At 65.0% G+C, this 21,280-nt stretch carries 19 protein-coding genes and 2 tRNA genes; 7 read left to right on the top strand and 14 right to left on the bottom strand.

Annotated features, from left to right (window positions below; all coding sequences use genetic code 11):
* Nucleotides 1–18: 18 nt before the first annotated feature.
* Together AC50YA_RS02395 and AC50YA_RS02390 are read right to left on the bottom strand one after the other, a co-directional pair.
* Nucleotides 19–777 (bottom strand): SDR family oxidoreductase, encoded by a 759-nt coding sequence (locus AC50YA_RS02395; RefSeq protein WP_494980766.1) that lies wholly within the window; start codon nt 775–777, stop codon nt 19–21.
* Between the two features lie 24 nt (nt 778–801).
* The gene (locus AC50YA_RS02390) at nt 802–1,167 is read right to left on the bottom strand and encodes a DUF488 domain-containing protein (protein WP_494980765.1); all 366 of its coding nucleotides are present in this window, start codon (nt 1,165–1,167) and stop codon (nt 802–804) included.
* Between the two features lie 51 nt (nt 1,168–1,218).
* Between AC50YA_RS02390 and valS the strand changes: the two genes are divergently transcribed.
* The gene (gene valS, locus AC50YA_RS02385) at nt 1,219–3,837 is read left to right on the top strand and encodes a valine--tRNA ligase (protein ID WP_494980764.1); all 2,619 of its coding nucleotides are present in this window, start codon (nt 1,219–1,221) and stop codon (nt 3,835–3,837) included.
* Between the two features lie 324 nt (nt 3,838–4,161).
* On the opposite strand, the gene AC50YA_RS02380 is transcribed toward valS, so the two are convergent.
* The 6 genes from AC50YA_RS02380 to AC50YA_RS02355 form a co-directional block, all read right to left on the bottom strand.
* Nucleotides 4,162–4,776 (bottom strand): mycothiol-dependent nitroreductase Rv2466c family protein, encoded by a 615-nt coding sequence (locus AC50YA_RS02380; RefSeq protein ID WP_494980763.1) that lies wholly within the window; start codon nt 4,774–4,776, stop codon nt 4,162–4,164.
* Nucleotides 4,777–4,845: 69 nt separating this feature from the next.
* Nucleotides 4,846–6,126, bottom strand: a complete 1,281-nt coding sequence (gene clpX / locus AC50YA_RS02375) for an ATP-dependent Clp protease ATP-binding subunit ClpX (protein ID WP_252565723.1) — start codon at nt 6,124–6,126, stop codon at nt 4,846–4,848.
* A 182-nt stretch (nt 6,127–6,308) separates the two neighbouring features.
* On the bottom strand, nt 6,309–6,968 hold the full coding sequence (locus tag AC50YA_RS02370) for an ATP-dependent Clp protease proteolytic subunit (RefSeq protein ID WP_104060840.1): 660 nt from the start codon (nt 6,966–6,968) through the stop codon (nt 6,309–6,311).
* A gap of 38 nt (nt 6,969–7,006) precedes the next feature.
* On the bottom strand, nt 7,007–7,630 hold the full coding sequence (locus AC50YA_RS02365) for an ATP-dependent Clp protease proteolytic subunit (protein ID WP_494980838.1): 624 nt from the start codon (nt 7,628–7,630) through the stop codon (nt 7,007–7,009).
* 224 nt (nt 7,631–7,854) lie between these two features.
* Nucleotides 7,855–9,246 carry a trigger factor gene (gene tig, locus AC50YA_RS02360; protein ID WP_494980762.1) on the bottom strand — a complete coding sequence of 464 codons (1,392 nt, stop codon included), beginning with the start codon at nt 9,244–9,246 and terminating at the stop codon, nt 7,855–7,857.
* 85 nt (nt 9,247–9,331) lie between these two features.
* A tRNA-Pro gene (locus tag AC50YA_RS02355) sits at nt 9,332–9,406 on the bottom strand.
* Between the two features lie 148 nt (nt 9,407–9,554).
* On the opposite strand from AC50YA_RS02355, the gene AC50YA_RS02350 reads away from it, so the two are divergent.
* A tRNA-Gly gene (locus tag AC50YA_RS02350) sits at nt 9,555–9,625 on the top strand.
* Between the two features lie 78 nt (nt 9,626–9,703).
* Here the strand turns inward: AC50YA_RS02350 and AC50YA_RS02345 are convergent.
* The 3 genes from AC50YA_RS02345 to AC50YA_RS02335 form a co-directional block, all read right to left on the bottom strand.
* Nucleotides 9,704–10,624: an Fpg/Nei family DNA glycosylase gene (locus AC50YA_RS02345; RefSeq protein ID WP_494980761.1), complete on the bottom strand. Its 921-nt coding sequence runs from the start codon at nt 10,622–10,624 to the stop codon at nt 9,704–9,706.
* Nucleotides 10,624–11,118 (bottom strand): ribose-5-phosphate isomerase, encoded by a 495-nt coding sequence (locus tag AC50YA_RS02340; protein ID WP_354251608.1) that lies wholly within the window; start codon nt 11,116–11,118, stop codon nt 10,624–10,626. Before AC50YA_RS02340 ends, AC50YA_RS02345 begins: the two co-directional genes overlap by 1 nt.
* A 78-nt stretch (nt 11,119–11,196) precedes the next feature.
* Nucleotides 11,197–12,213, bottom strand: coding sequence for a hypothetical protein (locus AC50YA_RS02335; protein ID WP_494980760.1), 1,017 nt, complete (start codon nt 12,211–12,213; stop codon nt 11,197–11,199).
* A 110-nt stretch (nt 12,214–12,323) separates the two neighbouring features.
* Between AC50YA_RS02335 and pepN the strand changes: the two genes are divergently transcribed.
* Together pepN and AC50YA_RS02325 are read left to right on the top strand one after the other, a co-directional pair.
* Entirely contained in the window at nt 12,324–14,897 is a 2,574-nt protein-coding gene (gene pepN / locus AC50YA_RS02330; protein WP_494980759.1) for an aminopeptidase N, read from the top strand.
* 9 nt (nt 14,898–14,906) lie between these two features.
* Nucleotides 14,907–15,380 (top strand): OsmC family protein, encoded by a 474-nt coding sequence (locus AC50YA_RS02325; protein WP_494980758.1) that lies wholly within the window; start codon nt 14,907–14,909, stop codon nt 15,378–15,380.
* A 101-nt stretch (nt 15,381–15,481) separates the two neighbouring features.
* Here the strand turns inward: AC50YA_RS02325 and AC50YA_RS02320 are convergent, their stop codons facing one another.
* A complete protein-coding gene (locus AC50YA_RS02320; RefSeq protein ID WP_494980757.1) occupies nt 15,482–16,474 on the bottom strand; it encodes an NAD-dependent epimerase/dehydratase family protein in 993 nt (330 codons plus the stop codon).
* 134 nt (nt 16,475–16,608) lie between these two features.
* Here AC50YA_RS02320 and AC50YA_RS02315 point away from each other — a divergent pair, with 134 nt between their 5' ends.
* Together AC50YA_RS02315 and AC50YA_RS02310 are read left to right on the top strand one after the other, a co-directional pair.
* A complete protein-coding gene (locus AC50YA_RS02315) occupies nt 16,609–17,304 on the top strand; it encodes a mechanosensitive ion channel family protein (protein ID WP_494980756.1) in 696 nt (231 codons plus the stop codon).
* A 4-nt stretch (nt 17,305–17,308) separates the two neighbouring features.
* Complete coding sequence (locus AC50YA_RS02310) at nt 17,309–17,761, top strand: globin (RefSeq protein WP_494980755.1); 453 nt, start codon at nt 17,309–17,311, stop codon at nt 17,759–17,761.
* A gap of 54 nt (nt 17,762–17,815) precedes the next feature.
* On the opposite strand, the gene AC50YA_RS02305 is transcribed toward AC50YA_RS02310, so the two are convergent.
* Complete coding sequence (locus tag AC50YA_RS02305) at nt 17,816–18,472, bottom strand: DUF8185 domain-containing protein (RefSeq protein WP_494980754.1); 657 nt, start codon at nt 18,470–18,472, stop codon at nt 17,816–17,818.
* 63 nt (nt 18,473–18,535) lie between these two features.
* On the opposite strand from AC50YA_RS02305, the gene AC50YA_RS02300 reads away from it, so the two are divergent.
* Complete coding sequence (locus AC50YA_RS02300) at nt 18,536–19,516, top strand: acyl-CoA thioesterase (protein ID WP_494980753.1); 981 nt, start codon at nt 18,536–18,538, stop codon at nt 19,514–19,516.
* Nucleotides 19,517–19,575: 59 nt separating this feature from the next.
* Here AC50YA_RS02300 and ettA read toward each other — a convergent pair whose 3' ends face one another.
* Nucleotides 19,576–21,258: an energy-dependent translational throttle protein EttA gene (ettA, locus tag AC50YA_RS02295; RefSeq protein ID WP_494980752.1), complete on the bottom strand. Its 1,683-nt coding sequence runs from the start codon at nt 21,256–21,258 to the stop codon at nt 19,576–19,578.
* Between the last annotated feature and the right edge of the window lie 22 nt (nt 21,259–21,280).

Raw genomic sequence — 21,280 nt, 5'->3', positions numbered from 1 at the left:
CGGCCGCAGCGGACCAGTTCACCCCTTGCGGATCAGCTTGTGGGTGGCCGCCTGGGCAACGGGCCGGATCACGATCTGGTCCAGGTTGACGTGGTGCGGTGCACTGACGGCGTAGCGCACCACGTCGGCTACGTCGGCCGGCGTCAGGGGCTTCTCCACACCCTGGTAGATCTTCGCGACAGCGTCCTTGTCACCGAGGCGGTTGAGCGCGAACTCTTCGGTGTGGACAAGGCCGGGGGCTACCTCGATGACGCGGATGTTGTGCTCCGCCTCTTCCAGCCGGAGGGCACCGGTCAGTGCGTGCTGGGCAAACTTGGCGGCGTTGTAGCCGCCGCCGCCCTCGTAGGCCACCAGCCCGGCGGTGGACGTCAGGTTCAGGACAGTTCCTTCGCCGTTGGCGCGGAGCATCGGCAGGAACGCCCGGGTGAGCTTCATGGTGCCGAGGACGTTGACCCGGAACATCCATTCCCAGTCCTCGGTGTTGGCAGCGCCCACCAGGTCGGCGCCCCGAGCCCCGCCGGCGATGTTGATCAGCGTCCCCACACCGCCCGCTTTGGTGACACGGGCAAGCAGCCGGGCGACGTCGTCGTCCTCGGTGATATCAGCGGGAATTCCGACGGCGCCCGTTTCAGCTTCCAGCGCGGCCAGCCGTTCTGCGCGGCGTGCCACGGCGAACACGGTCCAGCCTTCTGCCGTCAGGGCGCGGACTGTTGCCTCGCCGATGCCGGTGCTGGCCCCTGTAACAACTGCTGCTTTGTTCCGTGAATCCTCAGTCATGGCACCACCCTAACGGCATCGGCGCTACGGATGCTCCCGCATGAACTCCAGTAACACCCGGGCGTGGTTGACCTCAGGATCCCGGGCTCCGTAGAGGAGGGTCACCCGGCTATGCGCGAGCCCCAGCTCCAGGAGGGTGGCGACAGCCGGGTTGCTTTCCAGCTCCTGGCGGTACTTCAGCCGGAAGTCGCCGAAGTGCTCCTTCATGTGCCCGAATTCCTGCCGCAGCGGCGCTGAAGGCGCAATGTCCTTCAGCCAGACGTCCAACTCAGCGGCTTCCTTGCTGACCCCGCGGGGCCAGAGCCTGTCCACCAGAACCCGGCAGCCGTCGTCGTCCGTTGGCGCGTCATAGATGCGTTTGATCACAAAAGATTCCGCGGTTGTGCCCATCTCCGGCATGATACGGCAGGCCGCGCCACCGGAACATGAAACAATTGCCAGATGGCTGAAGACACTCAGGGTACAGACACGCCCTCCACCGCCCCTATCAACGTTCCGGACAAGCCCGCCCTTGAGGGGCTCGAAGCTGCCCTCACGCAGCGCTGGCTTGCCGAAGGGACCTACAAGTTCAACCCGGACACCACCCGGGAGCAGGTCTACTCGATCGACACTCCCCCGCCCACCGCGTCGGGCTCCCTGCACGTGGGGCACATGTTCTCCTTTACGCAGACGGATGTGCTGGCCCGCTACCAGCGCATGATCGGCAAGAACGTGTTCTACCCGATGGGCTGGGATGACAACGGCCTGCCCACCGAGCGCCGCGTGCAGAACTACTACGGCGTGCGCTGCGACCCGGCCATCCCGTACGATGCCGGTTACCGCGCACCGGCCGAGCCTGCCAAGAACCAGCGCGACTTCGACGTCGTCTCGCGCCGGAACTTCATCGAGCTGTGTGAAGAACTGGCCGTGGAGGACGAGAAGGTCTTCGAAAGCCTGTTCCAGCAGCTCGGGCTCTCCGTTGACTGGCAGCTGACGTACCGGACCATCGATGACGCCTCCCGCGAAGTCTCCCAGCGCGCCTTCCTGGCCAATCTGGCAGCCGGCGACGCCTACATGGCCGAGGCACCAACCCTGTGGGACATCACTTTCCGCACGGCCGTGGCCCAGGCTGAACTGGAAGACCGCGAAGTTGCCGGCGCGTACTACCGCTACCCGTTCTTCACCGAAGACGGCGACAAGATCTACGTGGAGACCACCCGTCCTGAACTGCTGGCAGCCTGTGCCGCCCTGGTGGCAAACCCCGACGACGAGCGGTACCAGCCGCTGTTCGGCAAGAAGGTCACGTCCCCGGTCTTCGGTGTTGAGGTTGAAGTCAGGGCCCACCCGCTGGCCAAGGCGGACAAAGGCTCCGGCATCGCCATGGTGTGCACCTTCGGTGACCTCACCGACGTCACCTGGTGGCGGGAACTCCAGCTGCCCACCCGCGCCATCGTTGGCCGGGACGGACGGATCATCGGCGAAACCCCGGGCTGGATCACCACCGACGCAGGCCGCACCGCCTACGAGGCCATCGCGGGCAAGACCGTCTTCAGCGCCAAGGAAGCAGTGGTGGAGCTCCTGGCCGCCGAAGATCTGATCGACGGCGAACCGAAGAAGATCATGCACCCGGTGAACTTCTACGAAAAGGGCGACAAGCCCCTCGAGGTTGTCACTTCACGCCAGTGGTACTACCGCAACGGCGGCCGCGACGAAGAGCGCCGCGCCCGCCTGATCGCGCGCGGCCACGAGATCGACTTCCACCCGGCCTTTATGCGGTCCCGCTACGAGAACTGGATCTCCGGGCTGAACGGCGACTGGCTCGTATCCCGCCAGCGCTTCTTCGGTGTGCCCATCCCCGTCTGGTACCCGCTGGATGCCGATGGCAACCCGCAGTACGACGCCCCGATCGTGCCTCTGGACGAGCAGCTGCCGGTTGACCCTGCGGCCGATGCCGCACCAGGTTACGACGAAGCCCAGCGCGGTGTTCCCGGTGGCTTCGCCGGCGACGCCGACATCCTCGATACGTGGGCCACGTCTTCCCTGACGCCGCAGATTGTGGGCGGCTGGAGCCGGGACGAGGACCTCTTCGCCAAGGTCTTCCCTTTTGATCTGCGCCCCCAGGGCCACGACATCATCCGCACCTGGCTCTTCTCCTCGGTGGTCCAGGCTGATGCGCTGCAGCACGCCGCACCGTGGAAGCACGCTGCCATCTCGGGCTGGATCCTTGACCCGGACCGGAAGAAGATGTCCAAGTCCAAGGGCAACGTGGTGGTTCCCACCGACGTGCTGGACGAATTCGGCTCCGACGCCGTCCGCTACTGGGCCACGTCCGCCAAGCTCGGCGCCGACACGGCCTACGAGATCGCGCAGATGAAGATCGGCCGCCGCCTGGCCATCAAGCTGCTGAATGCCTCAAAGTTCGTCCTGAACCTGGGTGCGACGGAGAATTCTGTGGTCTCCGGCGACCTCTCGGTCCTGGCCAACCCGCTGGACCGCGCGGTGCTGGCCCAGCTGGCCGAGGTGGTGCGCCAGTCCACCAAGGCGTTTGAGAACTACGACTACGCCCGGGCCCTGCAGATCACCGAGAGCTTCTTCTGGCAGTTCACGGACGATTACGTGGAGCTCATCAAGGACCGCGCCTACGGTGCCGCCGGCGACGCCGAGCAGGAATCCGTGCTGGCAGCCCTCGCCACCAGCCTGGACACCCTGCTGCGCCTGTTCGCCCCGTTCCTGCCCTTCGCCACCGAAGAGGTCTGGGGCTGGTGGCGAAACGGCTCCGTGCACCGCGCGCAGTGGCCCACCGCCGTAGAGGTGGACGGCGACACCACCCTGCTCGCCACCGTGGGCACGGCCCTCAGCGGCGTCCGCAAGGCAAAGTCCGAGGCCAAGGTCAAGCAGCGCACCGAGGTCCTCTCCGCCACCATCACGGCGTCGGAATCCCTGACCACGCAGCTGAAGGCCGGCCTCGGCGACCTGAAGGCAGCCTCGAACGCCCGCGAACTGACCCTCGTGGCTGGCGACGGCGAACTGACAGTCAGTGACGTTGTCCTGGCAGCTCCGGAGGAGCAGCCCAAGGCCTGACCGGATTTTGGCCTGATTTTGGGCAAAGGGGAAGCCCCATCAGCGTTTTGCCGTTGGTGGGGCTTCGACTTTGCGGCCATCCTGGTGACGTCTTTGATGGTCTGGCAGGATCCTCGGATCTTCAGGTCTTCCTACCTCGTCACTGGTAGCTTGTATCTGACTTTGCCGATGGCTGCGTCGGATACATATCACTGAATCTTTGGTTCCTGCGTCCCGCTTCTTTCGAAGTGGGTAAGACCATTGTTGTCCCGCCGGTTTGGATGCGCAAGAGCCCCGGCAGAATTACATCAGAGTAGTTCTTCCGGGGCTTTTCGCTGTCTGCGTTTAGCCGAATTCGGGGCGTTCGCTGCGGCTGCGCTTGATCTCGAAGAAGTGCGGGTAGGAGGCGAGCGTGACGGTGGCATCCCACAGCTGGCCGGCCTGTTCTCCGCGCGGGATGCGGGTCAGCACGGGGCCGAAGAAAGCAGTTCCGTTGAAGGCAACAACCGGCGTTCCAACCTCCTGGCCCACCAACGAGATACCCTCTTCGTGGCTGGCCCTCAGCTGGGTGTCAAAGGCGTCCGTGGTGGCAGCGTCTGCCAAGCTGGCCGGGAGTCCGCACTCGGCCAGCGCTTTGCTGATGACAACGCCGAAGTCCTTCTCTCCACCCTGATGGATCAGTGTGCCCATGGCGTCGTAGAGCGGCTTCACCACCTGGTCACCGTGCTGCTCCTGGGCCGCGATGATGACCCGGACCGGGCCCCACGCCTTGTCCATGAGCTCCCGATAGCCGGCGTCGAGTTCGCGCCCTTCGTTGAGGACGGCCAGGCTCATCACATGCCACACCGTCTCGATATCGCGGACGGCCTCTACCTCGCCGATCCAGCGTGAGGTGATCCAGGCGAACGGGCACAGCGGATCGAACCAGAAGTCGGCCTGGTTGATGGTTGTTTCAGTCATGCGTGAGTCCTCTGGTTCCTGGGCGTGCGGGGATGGAAGGTGGAAGTGTCAGGCTGGGTGGCGGACGCGTCAGGCGGACTTGCGTCGCTTGGTCACGTGCGGAATGAGGGTGGGCTCTGCCTTGCTGAGAACAACGTCAGCGGTGATGACCACGCTGGCCACGTCCTCGCGGCTGGGGAGGTCGAACATGACCGGGAGCAGCACTTCCTCCATGATGGCGCGGAGGCCGCGGGCACCGGTGCCACGCTCAAGGGCCTGGTCGGCGATGGCGTTGAGGGCGTCGTCATCGAAGACGAGTTCCACGCCGTCGATCTGGAACATCTTCTGGTACTGCTTGACCAGCGCGTTCTTCGGCGTGGAGAGGATCTGGATGAGGGCGTCGCGGTCCAGGCTGGAGACCGTGGTGATCACGGGCAGGCGGCCGATGAATTCCGGGATGAGTCCGAATTTCAGGAGGTCCTCGGGCATCACTTCCCCATAGGAGTCCACCTTGTTGCTGGCGTCGTTGAGCGGGGCGCCGAAGCCGATGCCCTTGCGTCCGGAACGCGAACCGATGATCTCTTCCAGCCCGGCAAAGGCGCCCGCCACGATAAACAGCACGTTGGTGGTGTCGATCTGGATGAATTCCTGGTGGGGGTGCTTGCGTCCGCCCTGGGGCGGAACGGAGGCCACTGTTCCTTCGAGGATCTTCAGGAGAGCCTGCTGCACGCCCTCACCGGAGACGTCCCGGGTGATGGAGGGGTTCTCGCTCTTGCGCGAAATCTTGTCGATTTCGTCAATGTAGATGATGCCCTGCTCGGCCTTTTTGACGTCGTAATCCGCTGACTGGATGAGCTTGAGGAGAATGTTCTCCACGTCCTCACCCACATAGCCGGCTTCGGTGAGCGCGGTGGCGTCCGCGACGGCGAACGGAACGTTCAGCCGGCGTGCCAGCGTTTGGGCGAGGTAGGTTTTGCCGCAGCCTGTGGGGCCGATCAGGAGGATGTTCGACTTGGCGATTTCAACGTCGTCGTGGTGGCCGCCATCGGCGAGGCTGCCGCTCTTCGGGGCGTGGCCTGCCTGGATCCGTTTGTAGTGGTTGTAAACGGCGACGGCGAGGGAGCGCTTGGCAGGCTCCTGGCCGATGACGTATTCCTGCAGGAAGTCGAAGATCTCGCGGGGCTTGGGCAGTTCGAAGCTGCCCAGATCGGCGACTTCCGCAAGCTCTTCCTCAATGATCTCGTTGCAGAGCTCAATGCATTCGTCGCAGATGTAGACACCGGGCCCGGCTATGAGCTTGCGTACCTGCTTCTGGCTCTTTCCGCAGAAAGAACACTTCAGCAGATCCGTGCTCTCGCCAATCCGAGCCATATGTGAACCCCTTTAGAATCTTGCTGCCAGGCAGCTGTGCACCGTTGCTGGAATCGTGGCGGGCCTGGGAGGGCCGGCCGTGACAACTTCCACTCTAGGTCACATTCGGCCTCAAGGGTGGAAAGAGAAGGCCGGTGCGGCCCAAAAACAAACTGGACCGCACCGGCCTTTGAAGAGCCTTACTACCTGGTAATTGCCTGCGGCTTCATCTTGCGGGAATCAAGGACCTGGTCAATGAGGCCGTAATCCAAGGCCTCCGCCGCGGTCAGGATCTTGTCACGCTCGATGTCGTTGTTGACCTGCTCCGAGGTGCGGCCCGAGTGGTGGGCCAGCGTGTCCTCAAGCCAGGCGCGCATCCGCATGACTTCAGCGGCCTGGATCTCAAGGTCCGATGCCTGTCCGCCCTGGCCGCCGGAGAGTGCCGGCTGGTGGATCAGGACACGGGCGTTGGGCAGGGCCAGCCGTTTGCCCGGTGTGCCAGCCGCGAGGATCACGGCGGCAGCACTAGCGGCCTGGCCGAGGCAGACGGTCTGGATCTCCGGGCGGATGTACGTCATGGTGTCGTAGATCGCGGTCATGGCGGTGAAGGAGCCGCCCGGGGAATTGATGTACAGCGTGATGTCGCGGTCCGGGTCGGTGGACTCGAGCACCAGCAGCTGGGCCATGACGTCGTCAGCGGAGGCGTCGTCGATCTGGACGCCGAGGAAGATGATGCGGTCCTCGAACAGCTTGGTGTACGGGTCCTGGCGCTTGAATCCATAAGGCGTGCGCTCTTCGAACTGGGGAAGTACGTAGCGGCTGGTCGGAAGGTTACCGGCAGTCGATCCGAAGTTGTAGTTCATTTTTGTTGCTCCTGATCTGAGTGTTCGAAAGTGCCGGGTTACTTCTCGGACGCCGACTCGCCGGAGGTACCGCTAGCGGTTCCGCCACCGCCGGAGACGGAACCGGCGTGGGCCGCGATCTTGTCGAAGAAGCCGTATTCGAGGGCCTCCGTGGCAGTAAACCACTTGTCGCGGTCGTTGTCCTTGAGGATGGTTTCCACCGCCTGGCCGGTCTGCTCCGCAGTCAGTTCAGCCATGACCTTCTTCATGTGCAGGATCAGCTCGGCCTGGATCTTGATGTCCGAGGCTGTGCCGCCGATGCCGCCGGAGGGCTGGTGCATTAGGACGCGGGCGTTAGGAGTGGCGTAGCGCTTGCCCTTGGTGCCGGAGGAGAGCAGGAACTGGCCCATGGAGGCTGCCAGGCCGGTGGCGACGGTGACGACGTCGTTCGTGATGAACTGCATGGTGTCATAGATGGCCATGCCCGCGGTCACGGAGCCGCCGGGAGAGTTGATGTAGAGGTAGATGTCCTTTTCCGGGTTCTCGGCGGACAGGAGCAGCAACTGCGAGCAGATGGCGTTGGCGTTGTCGTCACGCACCTCGGAGCCCAGCCAGATGATCCGCTCTTTCAGGAGGCGGTTGTAGATGTAGTTGTCCTGGCTGGCCGGATCGACAGTCGCCATCCGGGGGGCCTCTGCGTGCTGTGACATGTGTACTTACCTCTCGCTGGTGACGGTGACATCACTGAACTTCACTACTTGGACACTAACCGGTTTGATCACCGATTTGTTCGCCGGAATCGCGCTGTTCGCTGACGGCGCACGACCCCTGCGGCTGCCCATTAACCAAGGCAGCCCCCGGACCAGTAGGTCCGGGGGCTGCCTTTAGTCGCACTGCCAGGGGCGTGCTAGAACTTCACGGCTGCCGGGTCGTCACTCGGGGTGGCCTCGGTCTCGGCGTTGGTGTCTTCAGCGGCCTCGGCCTCAACGGCGGGAGCCTCTTCTTCGCCGCCGGGGCGGACGAAGTCGCTGAGGTCAACAGTCTTGCCGGCGGTGTCGGTCACGGTGGCCTGGCCCAGGACAACGGCCAGTGCCTTCCGGCGGCGGACCTCGGAAACCATCATGGGAACCTGGCCGCTCTGATCGATGATCTGGGCGAACTGGTTCGGGTCCATGCCGTACTGGCTGGCGGCGCTGACGATGTAGTCGATCAGCTCGGCCTGGCTGACGTTGACTTCTTCCTTTTCGGCAATGGCGTCGAGGATGACTTCGTTCTGGAAGGCGCGGGCGGTGTTGGCCTTGACTTCTTCGCGGTGCTCCTCGGTGTCGTGCTCGCCTTCACCGTGGCCGTTGCCCTCCTTGAAGTGGGCTTCGACCTGCTCTTCGACCACGGAGTCCGGAACCGGAACCTGGACGAGTTCAACGAGCTTGTCCAGGACCTTGTCGCGGGCCTCTACGCCCTGCTCAACAACCTTGGAGTCGGCAGCCTGCTTGGCCAGGTCCTCGCGGAGTTCGGCCAGGGTGTCGAACTCGGAGGCCAGCTGGGCGAAGTCGTCGTTGGCTTCCGGAAGCTCGCGCTCCTTGACGGCCTTGACAACAACCTTCACCTGAGCGGACTCGCCGGCGTGGTCACCGCCCACCAGTGTGGTTTCGAAGATGGCGTCTTCGTCAACGCTGAGGCCGGTGACGGCCTCGTCCAGGCCCTCAAGCATGGTTTCGGTGCCCACCTGGTAGGACAGGCCGGACGCGGAATCAACGTCGGCGCCGTCAATGGTGGCGGTGATGTCGATGGTCAGGAAGTCGCCATCGGCGGCCGGGCGGTCCACGGACTTCAGCGTGCCGAAGCGGCCGCGCAGTTCATCCAGGGCCTTGTCAACGTCCTCGTCGGAGGATTCCGCTGCGGCTACCTCGACCTTGATGCCGGCGTAGTCCGGGAGTTCGACCTCCGGACGGATATCAACCTCGGCGTGGAACTTCAGTTCCCCGTCCGTGGAGCTGGGGTCCGGAACTTCGGTGATTTCAACCTCGGGACGGCTCAGGGGGCGGATGCCGGATTCCTGGACTGCAGCCTGGTACCAGCCGTTGAGGCCTTCGTTGATGGCCGTCTCCAGCACGTAGCCGCGGCCAACGCGCTGATCGATCAGCTTGGACGGGACCTTGCCCTTACGGAAGCCAGGGACCTGGATCTGCGAAGCAACAGTCTTGTATGCCTCGTCGATGCTGGGCTTCAATTCCTCAAAAGGGACCTCAACATTGAGCTTGACCCGCGTGGGGGTGAGGTTCTCGACAGCGCTCTTCACGGTCTAAGTACTCCTGGGTTTGTGGGATGGGTTTCTGCAAACGCAGTTTTCTGCCCGGGCCGTATGCACGGCCCGAGCCGCAGAGTCGGGGTGACAGGATTTGAACCTGCGACTTCCTGCTCCCAAAGCAGGTGCTCTAGCCAAGCTGAGCTACACCCCGTAAGTGCACAGGCAAGTCTACGTTCATCCGGGCGTTCTTTGCACATTTGACACGTGGGGCATGAATTAGGTTTAGTTGTATCCGGCTTCAACAGCCAGCCCGAAGAAACGCAGTACAGCCTGATTCAACAGCTGAGCTGCATTTTTCCGGGGACGTAGCTTAATGGTAAAGCCTCAGTCTTCCAAACTGATTACGCGGGTTCGATTCCCGTCGTCCCCTCCGCACACAAGCAGGGCCCCTCGCTGAGGGGCCCTGCTTTTTGTTTGGCCGACTTAGGTGTTGGCCGACTTTTGTTGGCTACTGCTGGCAGCCGGGACACCAGTACAGCTTGCGGCCCACCATTTCGGTGACGGCCACCGGCACGGCACAGACCCTGCAAGGCTGCCCTTCCCGCTTGTACACAAAGTGGGCGTCGACGCCCGAGGGCAGGACCGCCCCTGGTTCCCAGGAATCCGGCTCCCAAAAATCCGCCGGCGTGGTGATGATCCGCCCGTCGCGGACGCCGTCGGCCATTACTGCGGAGGTATCGTCCCACAACAGACCGGCGGCACTGCTGGAGAGTCCAGTACCGGGCAGCCACGGATCCAGCCGCTGCCGGAACAGCACTTCAGCCCGGTAGACATTCCCGACGCCGGCAATCACCTTCTGGTCCATCAGCAGCGCAGCGATCGGCGTCTTGCGGGACAAAAGGCCCGTCACAAAGCGGGTCCTGTCCGCGGGATGGTTGTGCAGCGGATCCGGCCCCAGCCGGGCCAGGACGGCCCGCGCTTCTGCCTCCGTGATGGCCGCGCAGGTGGTGGCACCGCGCAGGTCTGCCCAGCCATGGCGGCTGACCAGCCGGACGCGTACGGCTCCCTTGGGCTCGGGCGGGCCTGCGTACTCAACCGTCCCGGCGTCGTCGACAGTGTTGCGGTCGTCGAATACCTCGCGCTCCCCGATCTTCCGCGGCGCGCCGATGCTGGAGGCGCCGCTGAAGGTCGCGTCGCCGCCGAAGTCCCAGGCACCATAGAGCCCCAGGTGGATGTGCAGCACCACGGCGTGGTCAAAATGCAGGAAGAGGTGCTTGCCGTGGGCGCGCGAATCCGTCATGACCTGGCCGTCCAGCAGGGCTGCGCTGGCAACGAACCGGCCCTGCGGGCTGCTGACGGACAGCGCCTCGCCGGTAAAAACGTCCCCGAACTGTTGCGCCAGGCGGCGGACTGAATGCCCTTCGGGCACTACTCGATGACCTCGCCCGTAGTTTCGTAAGCCGCGATCTTGCCGATGCGGCGGACGTGCCGTTCGTCGTTGCTGAAGGGCTCAGCCAGGAAGGCCTCGATCAGTTCGGTTGCTTCCTCGACCGTGTGCTGGCGGCCGCCCACGGCCACCACGTTGGCGTCGTTGTGTTCACGTGCCAGGGTGGCGGTGGAGTGGTTCCAGGCGAGGGCTGCGCGGACCCCCTTGACCTTGTTGGCCGCAATCTGTTCGCCGTTGCCCGAGCCGCCCAGGACAATGCCGAGGGCGTGGATTCCTGCCTGCTGGTCGGCCACGACGGCGAGCGCTGCGTTGATGCAGAAGGACGGGTAGTCGTCCAGGGCGTCATATTCCTTGGGGCCGTGGTCCACCACGTCGTAGCCCTTGGCCGCGAGGTGGCTGACCAGGTGGGCGCTGAGTTCCATGCCTGCGTGGTCGGTGGCGATGTGTACCCGCGGGAAGGCAGGGGAAGAAGTCACAGCAGTATCCGTTCGTTTAGGCGCCGGGGGCCAGCAGTGCTGGTTCAGGCCAGGGTCAGATCATCACGGACAAGGTTACTAGGACTCAGACTCCGGGGCACGTTCGCCCGAGGCACCCCCGTGTGCCCTGGCAGCCACCCGGGTCAGGACTTCTGCCAGCCGGGCCGCGGATGCCGGGCTGCCGCCGCTGACCGCAAGGTTGCGCCCATCGGTTTGATGCACAACGACGGCGGGGCCGCTGCTGACCAGCATCGCTGCGGTGCCGCTGTGGTTGCGGTAGCCCCACCCGCCGTAGTCGGCGGCGCGGACGTCCGCGGCACTTGCGGTGGAGATCGCGGCAGCCGGCACATCCATGACCGGCAGCACGCCGGCCACCAGGACGCGCAGGCCGCGGCGGTCGGCCTTGACGCGGGCGCAGAGGAAAGCAGCGGCCACCACAGCGAGGGCAGCGACCAGGGCCCCGAGCCAGGGCAGCGCCACAGCGATCAGCGCGGCCGGGAACAGGCTGGCCACCGCGATCATCACAAAGACGGAACTGCGGGCGTGCACCCACATCCGGAAGGTGTCTCCCGCAAGCTCCGGGTCAAGCTCGCGGGCGAGAGCCAACTCCAGGGCCCGGTCATCCTCGGACGACCACTGCCTGTCGGCTTTGAAGACAAACCCCATGATGACGCCCAGCGACAACGCCGCCCCGCTCCCGAGAGCGAGGACCGTAAGATCCACCCGGGACTCCCGGGCGTCGGCGAGGCCGGCCTGGCCCACCAGGCCGGCGGCAAGGACGCTCGTGATGAACAGGCTCAGGAACAATCCCGTCCCCATCATGATCCGGCGCATAACAGCGGGCCGGGACAGCGGCACCGCCTGGGACAGCACCAGCCAGCCTGAGGCGATGATGAGCAGCGCGCCGCCGGCCGCATAGGCGCCGAACGGGGCAAAGGAGGCGCCGCCGTCGGCCGTCCAGCTGATCGCCACGGGGTCCGGCAGATCGGGCCGCAGCAAAAAGGCGCAGAACACAAAAGCCGCCGCCAGGACCACGGGAAAGCCCAACGCGAAGCGCAGTGCCTTGGTATCCACCGAATCCCGGAACTTTCCCATGCATTAACGCTACTCCCGCCGGAGGCCGTGACAGAATGACTTCACTGTGCCGGTGCTGGCCACCGCCCGCCGGCAACCGCAACCCCTTCTGGAGGCCCCACTTGCCAGGTATGAACCTGACTCGCGCCGAAGCCCGCGAGCGTGCCGAACTCATCAACGTTGACTCCTACGATGTCATTCTGGACCTGACCAGGGGCGAGAAGGTCTTCGGGACCACCACCACGGTGAAGTTCACGGCAGTCCCGGGTTCCGCCACGTTCATTGATGCCGTCACCCACGCCGTGCACAGCGTCACGCTCAACGGGCGCGCCCTCGACCCTGAGGTAGTGTCCGACGGCGTCCGGATCCAGCTGCCCGGCCTGGCGGAATTCAACGAACTCACGGTAGCGGCCGATGCGCCCTACATGAACACCGGCGAAGGCCTGCACCGCTTTGTGGATCCGGTGGACAACGAGGTGTACCTGTACACGCAGTTCGAGGTTCCCGATTCGCGCCGGATGTTCGCGGTGTTTGAGCAGCCTGACCTCAAGGGCACCTTCAGGTTCACCGTCACGGCGCCCTCGCACTGGGATGTCATCTCCAACTCCCCCACCCCTGCCCCTGCCCCGGTTGAGGCCACACCAGCGGACGACGGCGGCGCCCGCTCGGTCTGGGCGTTCGCCCCCACACCGCGGCTGTCTTCCTACGTCACTGCCCTGATCGCCGGCCCGTACCAGTCGGTCCGCAGCGAAGTGGCCAGTTCCGACGGCCGGGTGATCCCGCTTGGTGTTTTTGCCCGGAAGTCCCTGATGCAGTACCTCGATGCGGACAACATTTTTGAGCTGACCCGTCAGGGCTTCGAATTCTTCGAGGCGCAGTTCGGTTTCCCGTACCCGTTCGAGAAGTACGACCAGCTGTTTGTGCCCGAGTTCAACGCCGGCGCCATGGAGAATGCCGGCGCGGTGACCATCCTCGAAGGCTACGTTTTCCGGAGCAAAGTGACCGGGGCGCAGATCGAGCGCCGGGCCATCACCGTGCTGCACGAACTCGCCCACATGTGGTTCGGCGACCTGGTGACCATGCGCTGGTGGAACGACCTCTGGCTCAACGAATCCTTCGCCGAATACATGTCCCACCTCGCGGCCGTGGAAAACACGTCCTTCACGAGCGCGTGGACCACGTTCGCCTCCGTGGAGAAGTCCTGGGCCTACCGCCAGGACCAACTGCCCACAACGCACCCGATCTTCGCCGACATCAACGACCTGCAGGATGTGGAGGTCAACTTCGACGGAATCACCTACGCCAAGGGTGCCTCAGTCCTGCGGCAGTTGGTGGCCTGGGTGGGGCCGGAGCAGTTTATGGCCGGGGTCCGGGAGTATTTCGCCAAGCACGCCTGGCAGAACACCGAGCTCAGCGACCTCATGGTGGAGCTCAAGAAGGCCAGCGGCCGCGACCTGGACCAGTGGGGCCGCCTCTGGCTGGAGACCGCCGGCGTCAATACGCTCAAGCCGGAACTCGCCGTGGACGACACAGGGACGCTGACGTCCTTCACCATCGTGCAATCAGCCGTCGAGGAGTGGCCCACCATCCGTCCGCACCGGCTCGCCGTGGGGTTCTACAACCTGAACAGCGCGGGCAAGCTGGAGCGCGTGCACCGTGAGGAGCTCGATGTCGACGGCGAGCGCACCGAGGTCCCGGACCTGGCGGGCCTGGCCCAGCCTGACCTGATCCTGGTCAACGACGACGACCTCGCCTACGCGAAGGTCCGGCTGGACGAGAAGTCCCTCGCCACGGCAACGGCGCACCTGAAGGACTTCAGCGAGAGCCTGCCGCGCACCCTGGTGTGGAACTCCGCCTGGGACGCTGCCCGCGACGGCGAGTCCCCGGCGCGCCGGTACGTGGAGCTGATCCTGGCCAACGTGGCCGCGGAATCGGATTCTTCGGTGATCCTGGTCCAGCTGCGCCAGCTGGCCACCACGCTGAACTTCTATGTGGCCGGGGAGCACCGCGAGGCCACCACGGTCGCCGCCGTGGACACGCTGTGGGACCTTGCCAGCGCAGCACTCGGCGGGTCCGACGCCCAGCTGCAGTTTGTGAAGTCGTTTGCCCTGCTGGCCCGCAGCTCAGGCCAGCTGGACACTGTCGCCGCGCTCCTGGACGGCACGGCCACCCTTGACGGGCTGGCCGTGGACCAGGACCTCCGCTGGGAGCTGCTGGCCTCGCTGGTGGCCGGTGCCCGGCTGGGCCAGGCTGAGATCGCCGCCGAACTGGAACGCGACAACACCGCGAGCGGACAGAACGCCGCAGCCCAGGCCACGGCGGCCATCCCCACCACCGAAGCCAAGGCCGCCGCCTGGGACTCGATCGTGGTCACGGGAGAACTCTCCAATGCACTCCAGGGTTCAGCGGTCAACGGCTTTATGCGGGTGCTGGACCGTTCGCTGCTGGAGCCGTACGCGGAAAAGTACTTCGAAGCTGTTCCCTCGATCGTGGCAAGCCGCACCCACGCTCTCGCCCAGCAGATCGTCGTCGGGCTTTACCCGGCACTGCTGACCACGCAGGCAACGGTGGACCGGACGGATGCTTTCCTCGCCGGCCTTCCGGCAGACAGCGCCGCCCTGTGCCGCATGATGCTCGAAAACCGCGACGGCGTGGCCCGGGCACTGCGGGCACGCGCGGCCGACGTGCTGCCGGGCGAGCTGTAGGCCGGCGCCATGAGCCTGGGCGAGCACCACTATTCCCTGACGGTGCAGTGGACCGGCAACCTGGGAGACGGCACGTCGTCGTACCGTGGCTACTCACGGGACCACGATGTCCGGATCCCCGGGCTGCCGGTCCTGCCGGGTTCCGCCGATCCGACGTTCCATGGCGACCGTGACCGCTACAACCCTGAACAACTGCTCCTGGCGGCGCTGGCGCAGTGCCACATGCTGTCCTTCCTGCACGTGGCCGTGCGGCACGGGGTGGTGGTGACCGACTATCAGGACAACGCCACCGGTGTTATGCGCCTGAACCGCGACGGCAGCGGACAGTTTGAGTCCGTCACGCTGAACCCCCGGGTGACCGTGGCGGACGCGGCCCATGTGGATCTGGCCGAACAGCTTCACCGCGAAGCCAACGCTGTCTGTTTCATCGCCCGGAGCGTCAATTTTCCCGTGCTTCATTCACCCGTAACTGTGGTGGCCTGAGACCCCCAACTAGGTCGCGCTAACTGTCGTTATGAGCGCTCATAACGACAGTTACTGCTACCTACTTGGGTGGGGTGCTACCCAGTTCGGGGGGGACGGAGTCAGCGGCTTCGAAGAAGCTCCGCTGCCAGCCGTGTTTCGGTGGCGGGCGTGAGCCCTGCCTTGCGGGGGCGGTCCAGGCCACGGCGGCGCTCGTCCTCAAGCGTGTCCGCCAGCGTTTCCTGCCAAGGCCTTATTGCGAGCCCGGCGGCCATGGCGGCCTGGTTGCTGCGGTTGCAGAACCCCTCGTGGCCGGGCGGCAGCCACAGCGGGAGGGAATCCGGTCCGGCCCAATAGTCGATCCCGCGTTTGACCAGCCAATCCTCCGGGGCCTTGAGGACCTCGCCCCGGTATTCGGCCACTGTTGTGGCCGCCTCGATGTACTCTCCGAAGGGCACCTGGTCCCCCACGGCATTCAGCGGCCCGGTCACCTCGCGCTGCGCGGCCGCGAGGATCCAGGCCGCGAGGTCCCGCACATCAATGACCTGCGTGGCGTGGCTGGCGATGGCCGGGACCACGGCCGGGCCGTTGTCCCTGGCGAACCTTGCGGGCCAGTAGCCATACCGGTCCGTCCCGTCCCCAGGGCCGCTGATCAGGCCGGCGCGGCAGAGGTGGGCTCTGTCTCCCGCGGCCTCCAGGGTGGCCTGTTCAATCGCTGACTTGGATTCCCCGTAGTTCTCCGGGGTGGATTCTGTGCCGGCTGGCAGCGGTGCCAGCAGGTCAGCGTCCTCAGCCGCTCCCAGCGTCGAAGGGTCTGCATAGACCGAGCAGCTGGACACAAACGTCCAGTGGGCGGTCCGGCGGGCCAGGGCGGTCAGCGCCTCCTTGGCCAGGACAGGATCGCGGGCCACGTCAATGACCGCATCCCAGTCCCCCGCCACCTGTGCGTAGCTGTTCGCGCCGAGTGAACGGTCCGCTTTTACCCATTGGACTCCGTCCGGCGGTTCCGTCGCCGATCCGCGGGCAAGGCAGGTGACCGCGTGACCTGCGGAAACGGCCTGCCGGGCGATTTCAGAGGAGAAAAAGGCGGTTCCGCCCAGAATGAGGATGCGCATGGGGCCACGCTACGGCGCTAGGGTGGAAAGAGAATAGAGCCTTATGCCGCGGGCGAACCTGTGCATGGGCCGACGTCATCCCCCGGCCGCCGCCGGTGATCCCCCCAAGGAGTTCTGCCCCTATGTTCAGCACGATGTCGCTTACACCCCCGCCTCTCACCTCGCAGCCCAACGGCGTCAGCGTCACGGGCATTGTGATCAGCCTTGGCGTCGGAATCGCGATATGGCTGGTGGCCACCTTTGTAATTTCCCGGATCAGCAAGCGAGTGGCGTCGGGTACCAATTTCTTCAAGAAACCGCACTTCAAGTGGGTTGCCCCCGCCTTGCGGGCCCTGGATCACGAGCGCCGCGTGCAGCGGGCGGAAACCATCGGTTCCCTGCTCAACAGCATCGTGGGCGTGCTGGTGGCCGTGATCACCACGATGTATGTGCTGCAGAACCTGAACATCAACATCGCCCCGCTCCTGACCAGCGTGGGAATCCTGGGTATCGCCATCGGTTTTGGCGCCCAGCAGCTGATCCGCGACTTCCTCGCCGGCATCTTCATCACGATTGAGGACCAGTATGGGATCGGCGACGTGATCGAAACCAGCGAAGTGGTGGGTGTGGTCGAGTCCATGGGGCTTCGCATCACGCGGGTCCGGTCGGAGGACGGCGCCATCTGGTACCTCCGCAATGGCGAGATCCTTCGCGTCGGCAACCGTTCGCAGGGCAAGTACGTGCCGGTGCAGGACCCGCCGGTACCGGACTCGCCGGAGGCCAGGCCGGACACTGCCCTCAGTGCCCCTGCCACCGAGGCGAAAAAGACAGAGCAAAAGGCCGGAGAATAGAGACATGACCACACCCGCCGAGCCGCAGCAGGCACGCCAGCTTATGCAGAACGATCCCTTCAGCCAGCCCGGCTACACGGACAACTTCTACGATGCCGTGGGCGGACACGAGACGTTCGTCAAGCTGATCGATGTCTTTTACGACGGCGTCGCCACGGACCCGCTGTTGCGCCCGATGTACCCGGAGGAGGACCTTGAGCCGGCCAAGCGGCGGTTCCTGATGTTCCTGGAGCAGTACTGGGGCGGGCCCACCACGTACGGCGAGGAGCGCGGCCACCCGCGCCTGCGGATGCGCCACATACCGTTCCGTGTCACACCCGAGGCCAAGGACCGCTGGCTGTTCCACATGCGGACGGCCGTCGATTCCCTGGAACTGCCTCCCCTGTACGAGGGAACGCTCTGGGACTACATGGAACGTGCCGCGTTGTCCATGGTGAACAGCCCCTCGGACGCCTGACGCCCGGCCCGCGGGCTTTGCGTCCTAACGCGTACGACGACGGCTGGCCGGGTACTAGAGGCCGCTGCCGGTCCGCGCCAGGACGTGCCCGCGCGGACCGCTGAGGCGGAACCAGCGGCCCGCCCGGTACAGCTTCTGGTCCGCGTCTGCGAGGAATCCCAGGGTGAGGGCAGCGAAGGCGGCCCCTGCCGGGAGGCCGGAGTCGTCAAGGGCCCGGCCCCACACAGCGGCGCGTGCGTTGTTGACGATCAGTGCCCCCGGCCGGGCGGGCACGATGCCCGCCACTTCGGTGATGCCGGCTTCAGCCGCGCGCCGGAGTTCGGCGTCCGACAACACACCCACCAGCTCCCAGCCGGTGCGCGGCGCACCGACGCCCGTCCACGATTCGGTCACGGTGGACGGCGGAACCGGCAGCTCGACGTCGTCTTCCCCTGCCCTGGCAAGCCGGTCAAGTACGGCTGAGAGCGGCACCGTCACGTCAATCGCGGAAGGTTCCGCCAGCGCCATGGTGCGCAGGCCCAGGATGGTGGGGGTGGATTCGCCCAGCAGGCGGGGCCGCAGAACGCAGACGTATGCCGCGAGAACGGAACCTGCGGCCTGAAGCCGGATGGCGCCGTCATCCACGGCCTTGGCACGGGTGGTGAAGGTGCGCAGATCGGCGAGATCACGCGGGTCGGCGAACCGGAAGGACTTCGTAAGTAGGTCAGACACACTAGGAACACTACCGGCTGAAGCTTGGTTGAGCAGCGGCGGGGCGACGTCTAGAGTCAATCCATGACTGAAGCCGAAACCGGACTGCTGGCGCCACCCAGCGGCGACCCCACCGAAACGCTCATCAAACTCCTTGACCTCGGTGAGCTTGAAGGCGCCCGGACCGATGAGGACATCTTCCTTGGCCCATCGCAGCAGCAGCCCCGGCAGCGCGTGTTCGGCGGCCAGGTGCTGGCCCAGTCGCTGGTGGCCTCCATGAGGACGGTGGACCCGGAGCGGTTTGTCCATTCCATGCACGGCTATTTCCTCCGGCCCGGCGACGCCAACAAGCCCATCACGTTCGGTGTCCAGCGCCTGCGTGACGGGCGGTCCTTTTCGGCCCGGCGTGTCCATGCCTACCAGGAGGGCGTGCCGATTCTTTCGATGATCGCGTCCTTCCAGGACCTGGACGAAGGGCTGGACCACGAATCCAAGATGCCCGCCGGCATTCCCGATCCTGAGTCGCTGCCGAGCACGGCCGACCTGCTGGGCAAGTTCGACCACCCCATCGCCCAGCACTGGGCTTACGAACGGCCCTTTGATATCAGGCACGTTGACCCGCCGCTCTACGTTTCGGCCAAGGGCAAGAAGGAGGCCCGGAACGCTGTCTGGATGAAGACGTTCGGGCCCATGCCCGATGATTCAAACCTGCACCGGGCCGCCCTGGCCTACGCCAGCGACTACACGCTGCTGGAATCCATCCTGCGCCGCCACGGGCTGAGCTGGATCACGCCCGGCATGAGTGTCGCCAGCCTGGACCACGCCATGTGGTGGCACCGTCCCGCCCGTGTGGACGAATGGCTGCTCTACGTCCAGGAATCGCCCAGCGCCCAGGGAGCCCGCGGCCTCGCCACGGGCAAGATCTTCAACCGGGCCGGGCAGCACGTTGCCTCGGTAGCGCAGGAGGGCATGGTCCGGGTTCCCACCGACCTGAAAAACAAGGTAGTTGGTGCCTTCCAGTCCAAAGTCCTGGAGCACCAGATCCGCAAGGCCGGGCGGGCCTGACTTCCGGCAGGCAGCAGAAAGGCCGGCGCCCCTGACGGGGTGCCGGCCTTTCATTGCGATCAGTCGCGGGTGAGGCGGCGGTGGGTCACCCGGTGCGGCTTGGCAGCATCGGGTCCGAGCCGCTCTACCTTGTTCTCCTCGTAGGATTCGAAGTTGCCCTCGAACCAGTACCACTTGGCGGGGTTCTCCTCGTCGCCTTCGTAGGCCAGGATGTGGGTGGCCACCCGGTCCAGGAACCAGCGGTCGTGCGATACCACTACGGCGCAGCCGGGGAACTCCAGCAGCGCGTTTTCAAGGCTGCTGAGGGTCTCGACGTCGAGGTCGTTAGTGGGCTCGTCAAGGAGCAGCAGGTTGCCGCCCTGCTTGAGGGTCAGCGCAAGGTTGAGGCGGTTGCGCTCACCACCGGAGAGCACACCGGCCTTCTTCTGCTGGTCCGGACCCTTGAAACCGAAAGCGGCAACGTAGGCGCGGGACGGCATTTCGACCTGGCCCACCTGGATGTAATCGAGGCCGTCGGAAACAACTTCCCACAGGGTCTTGTTCGGGTCGATGCCGCCGCGGCTCTGGTCCGCGTAGGAGATCTTGACCGAATCGCCGATCTTCAGCTCTCCGCCGTCGAGCGGCTCCAGGCCCAGGATGGTTTTGAACAGCGTGGACTTGCCCACGCCGTTGGGGCCGATGACGCCTACGATGCCGTTGCGGGGAAGAGTGAAGGACAGTCCGTCGATCAGGGTGCGGTCGTCGAAGCCCTTCTGCAGGTCCCTGGCTTCCAGGACCAGCCCGCCCAGGCGCGGTCCCGGCGGAATCTGGATCTCTTCGAAGTCAAGCTTGCGGGTGCGGTCAGCCTCGGCTGCCATCTCCTCGTAGCGGGCCAGACGGGCCTTGGACTTGGTCTGGCGGCCCTTGGCGTTGGAGCGTACCCATTCGAGTTCCTCGGTGAGGCGCTTGGCCTGCTTGGCGTCCTTTTTGCCCTGGACTTCCAGGCGGGCACGCTTCTTCTCCAGGTACGTGGAGTAGTTGCCCTCGTAGGGGTACAGGTGGCCGCGGTCAACCTCGGCGATCCATTCCGCGACGTGGTCAAGGAAGTACCGGTCGTGGGTGACGGCCAGGACTGCGCCTGCGTAGCTGGAGAGGTGCTGTTCCAGCCACAGCACGCTCTCGGCGTCCAGGTGGTTGGTGGGCTCGTCCAGGAGGAGGAGGTCGGGCTTCTGCAGCAGGAGCTTGCAGAGGGCCACGCGGCGGCGCTCACCACCGGAGAGCAGTGTCACGTCGGCGTCCGCGGGCGGGCAGCGGAGGGCGTCCATGGCCTGCTCGAGCTGGGAGTCGAGATCCCAGGCCTCCGCGGCGTCAATGGCCTCCTGCAGCTGACCCATTTCTTCGAGCAGGACGTCGAAGTCAGCGTCGGGGCTGGCCATTTCCTCGGAGATCTCGTTGAAGCGCTGGATCTTGCCGTAGATCTCGCCAACACCTTCCTGGACGTTGCCCAGGACAGTCTTTTCCTCGTTCAGTGGCGGTTCCTGCAACAGGATCCCCACGGTGTAGCCGGGACTGAGCCGGGCCTCACCGTTGGAGGGGATGTCCAGTCCGGCCATGATCTTCAGGATGGTGGACTTACCGGCACCGTTCGGGCCAACAACACCGATTTTGGCGCCCGGGAAGAAGGACATGCTTACGTTGTCAAGAATGAGTTTTTCGCCAACTGCCTTGCGGGCATTGGTCATTGTGTAGATAAATTCCGCCATGGTTCCAAATCTAGTGGGTTGG

It is taken from the genome of Pseudarthrobacter sp. RHLT3-21 (assembly GCF_059383495.1).
The sequence above is the reverse complement of the archived record's forward strand: the minus strand, read 5'-3'. Positions and strand labels throughout refer to the sequence as shown.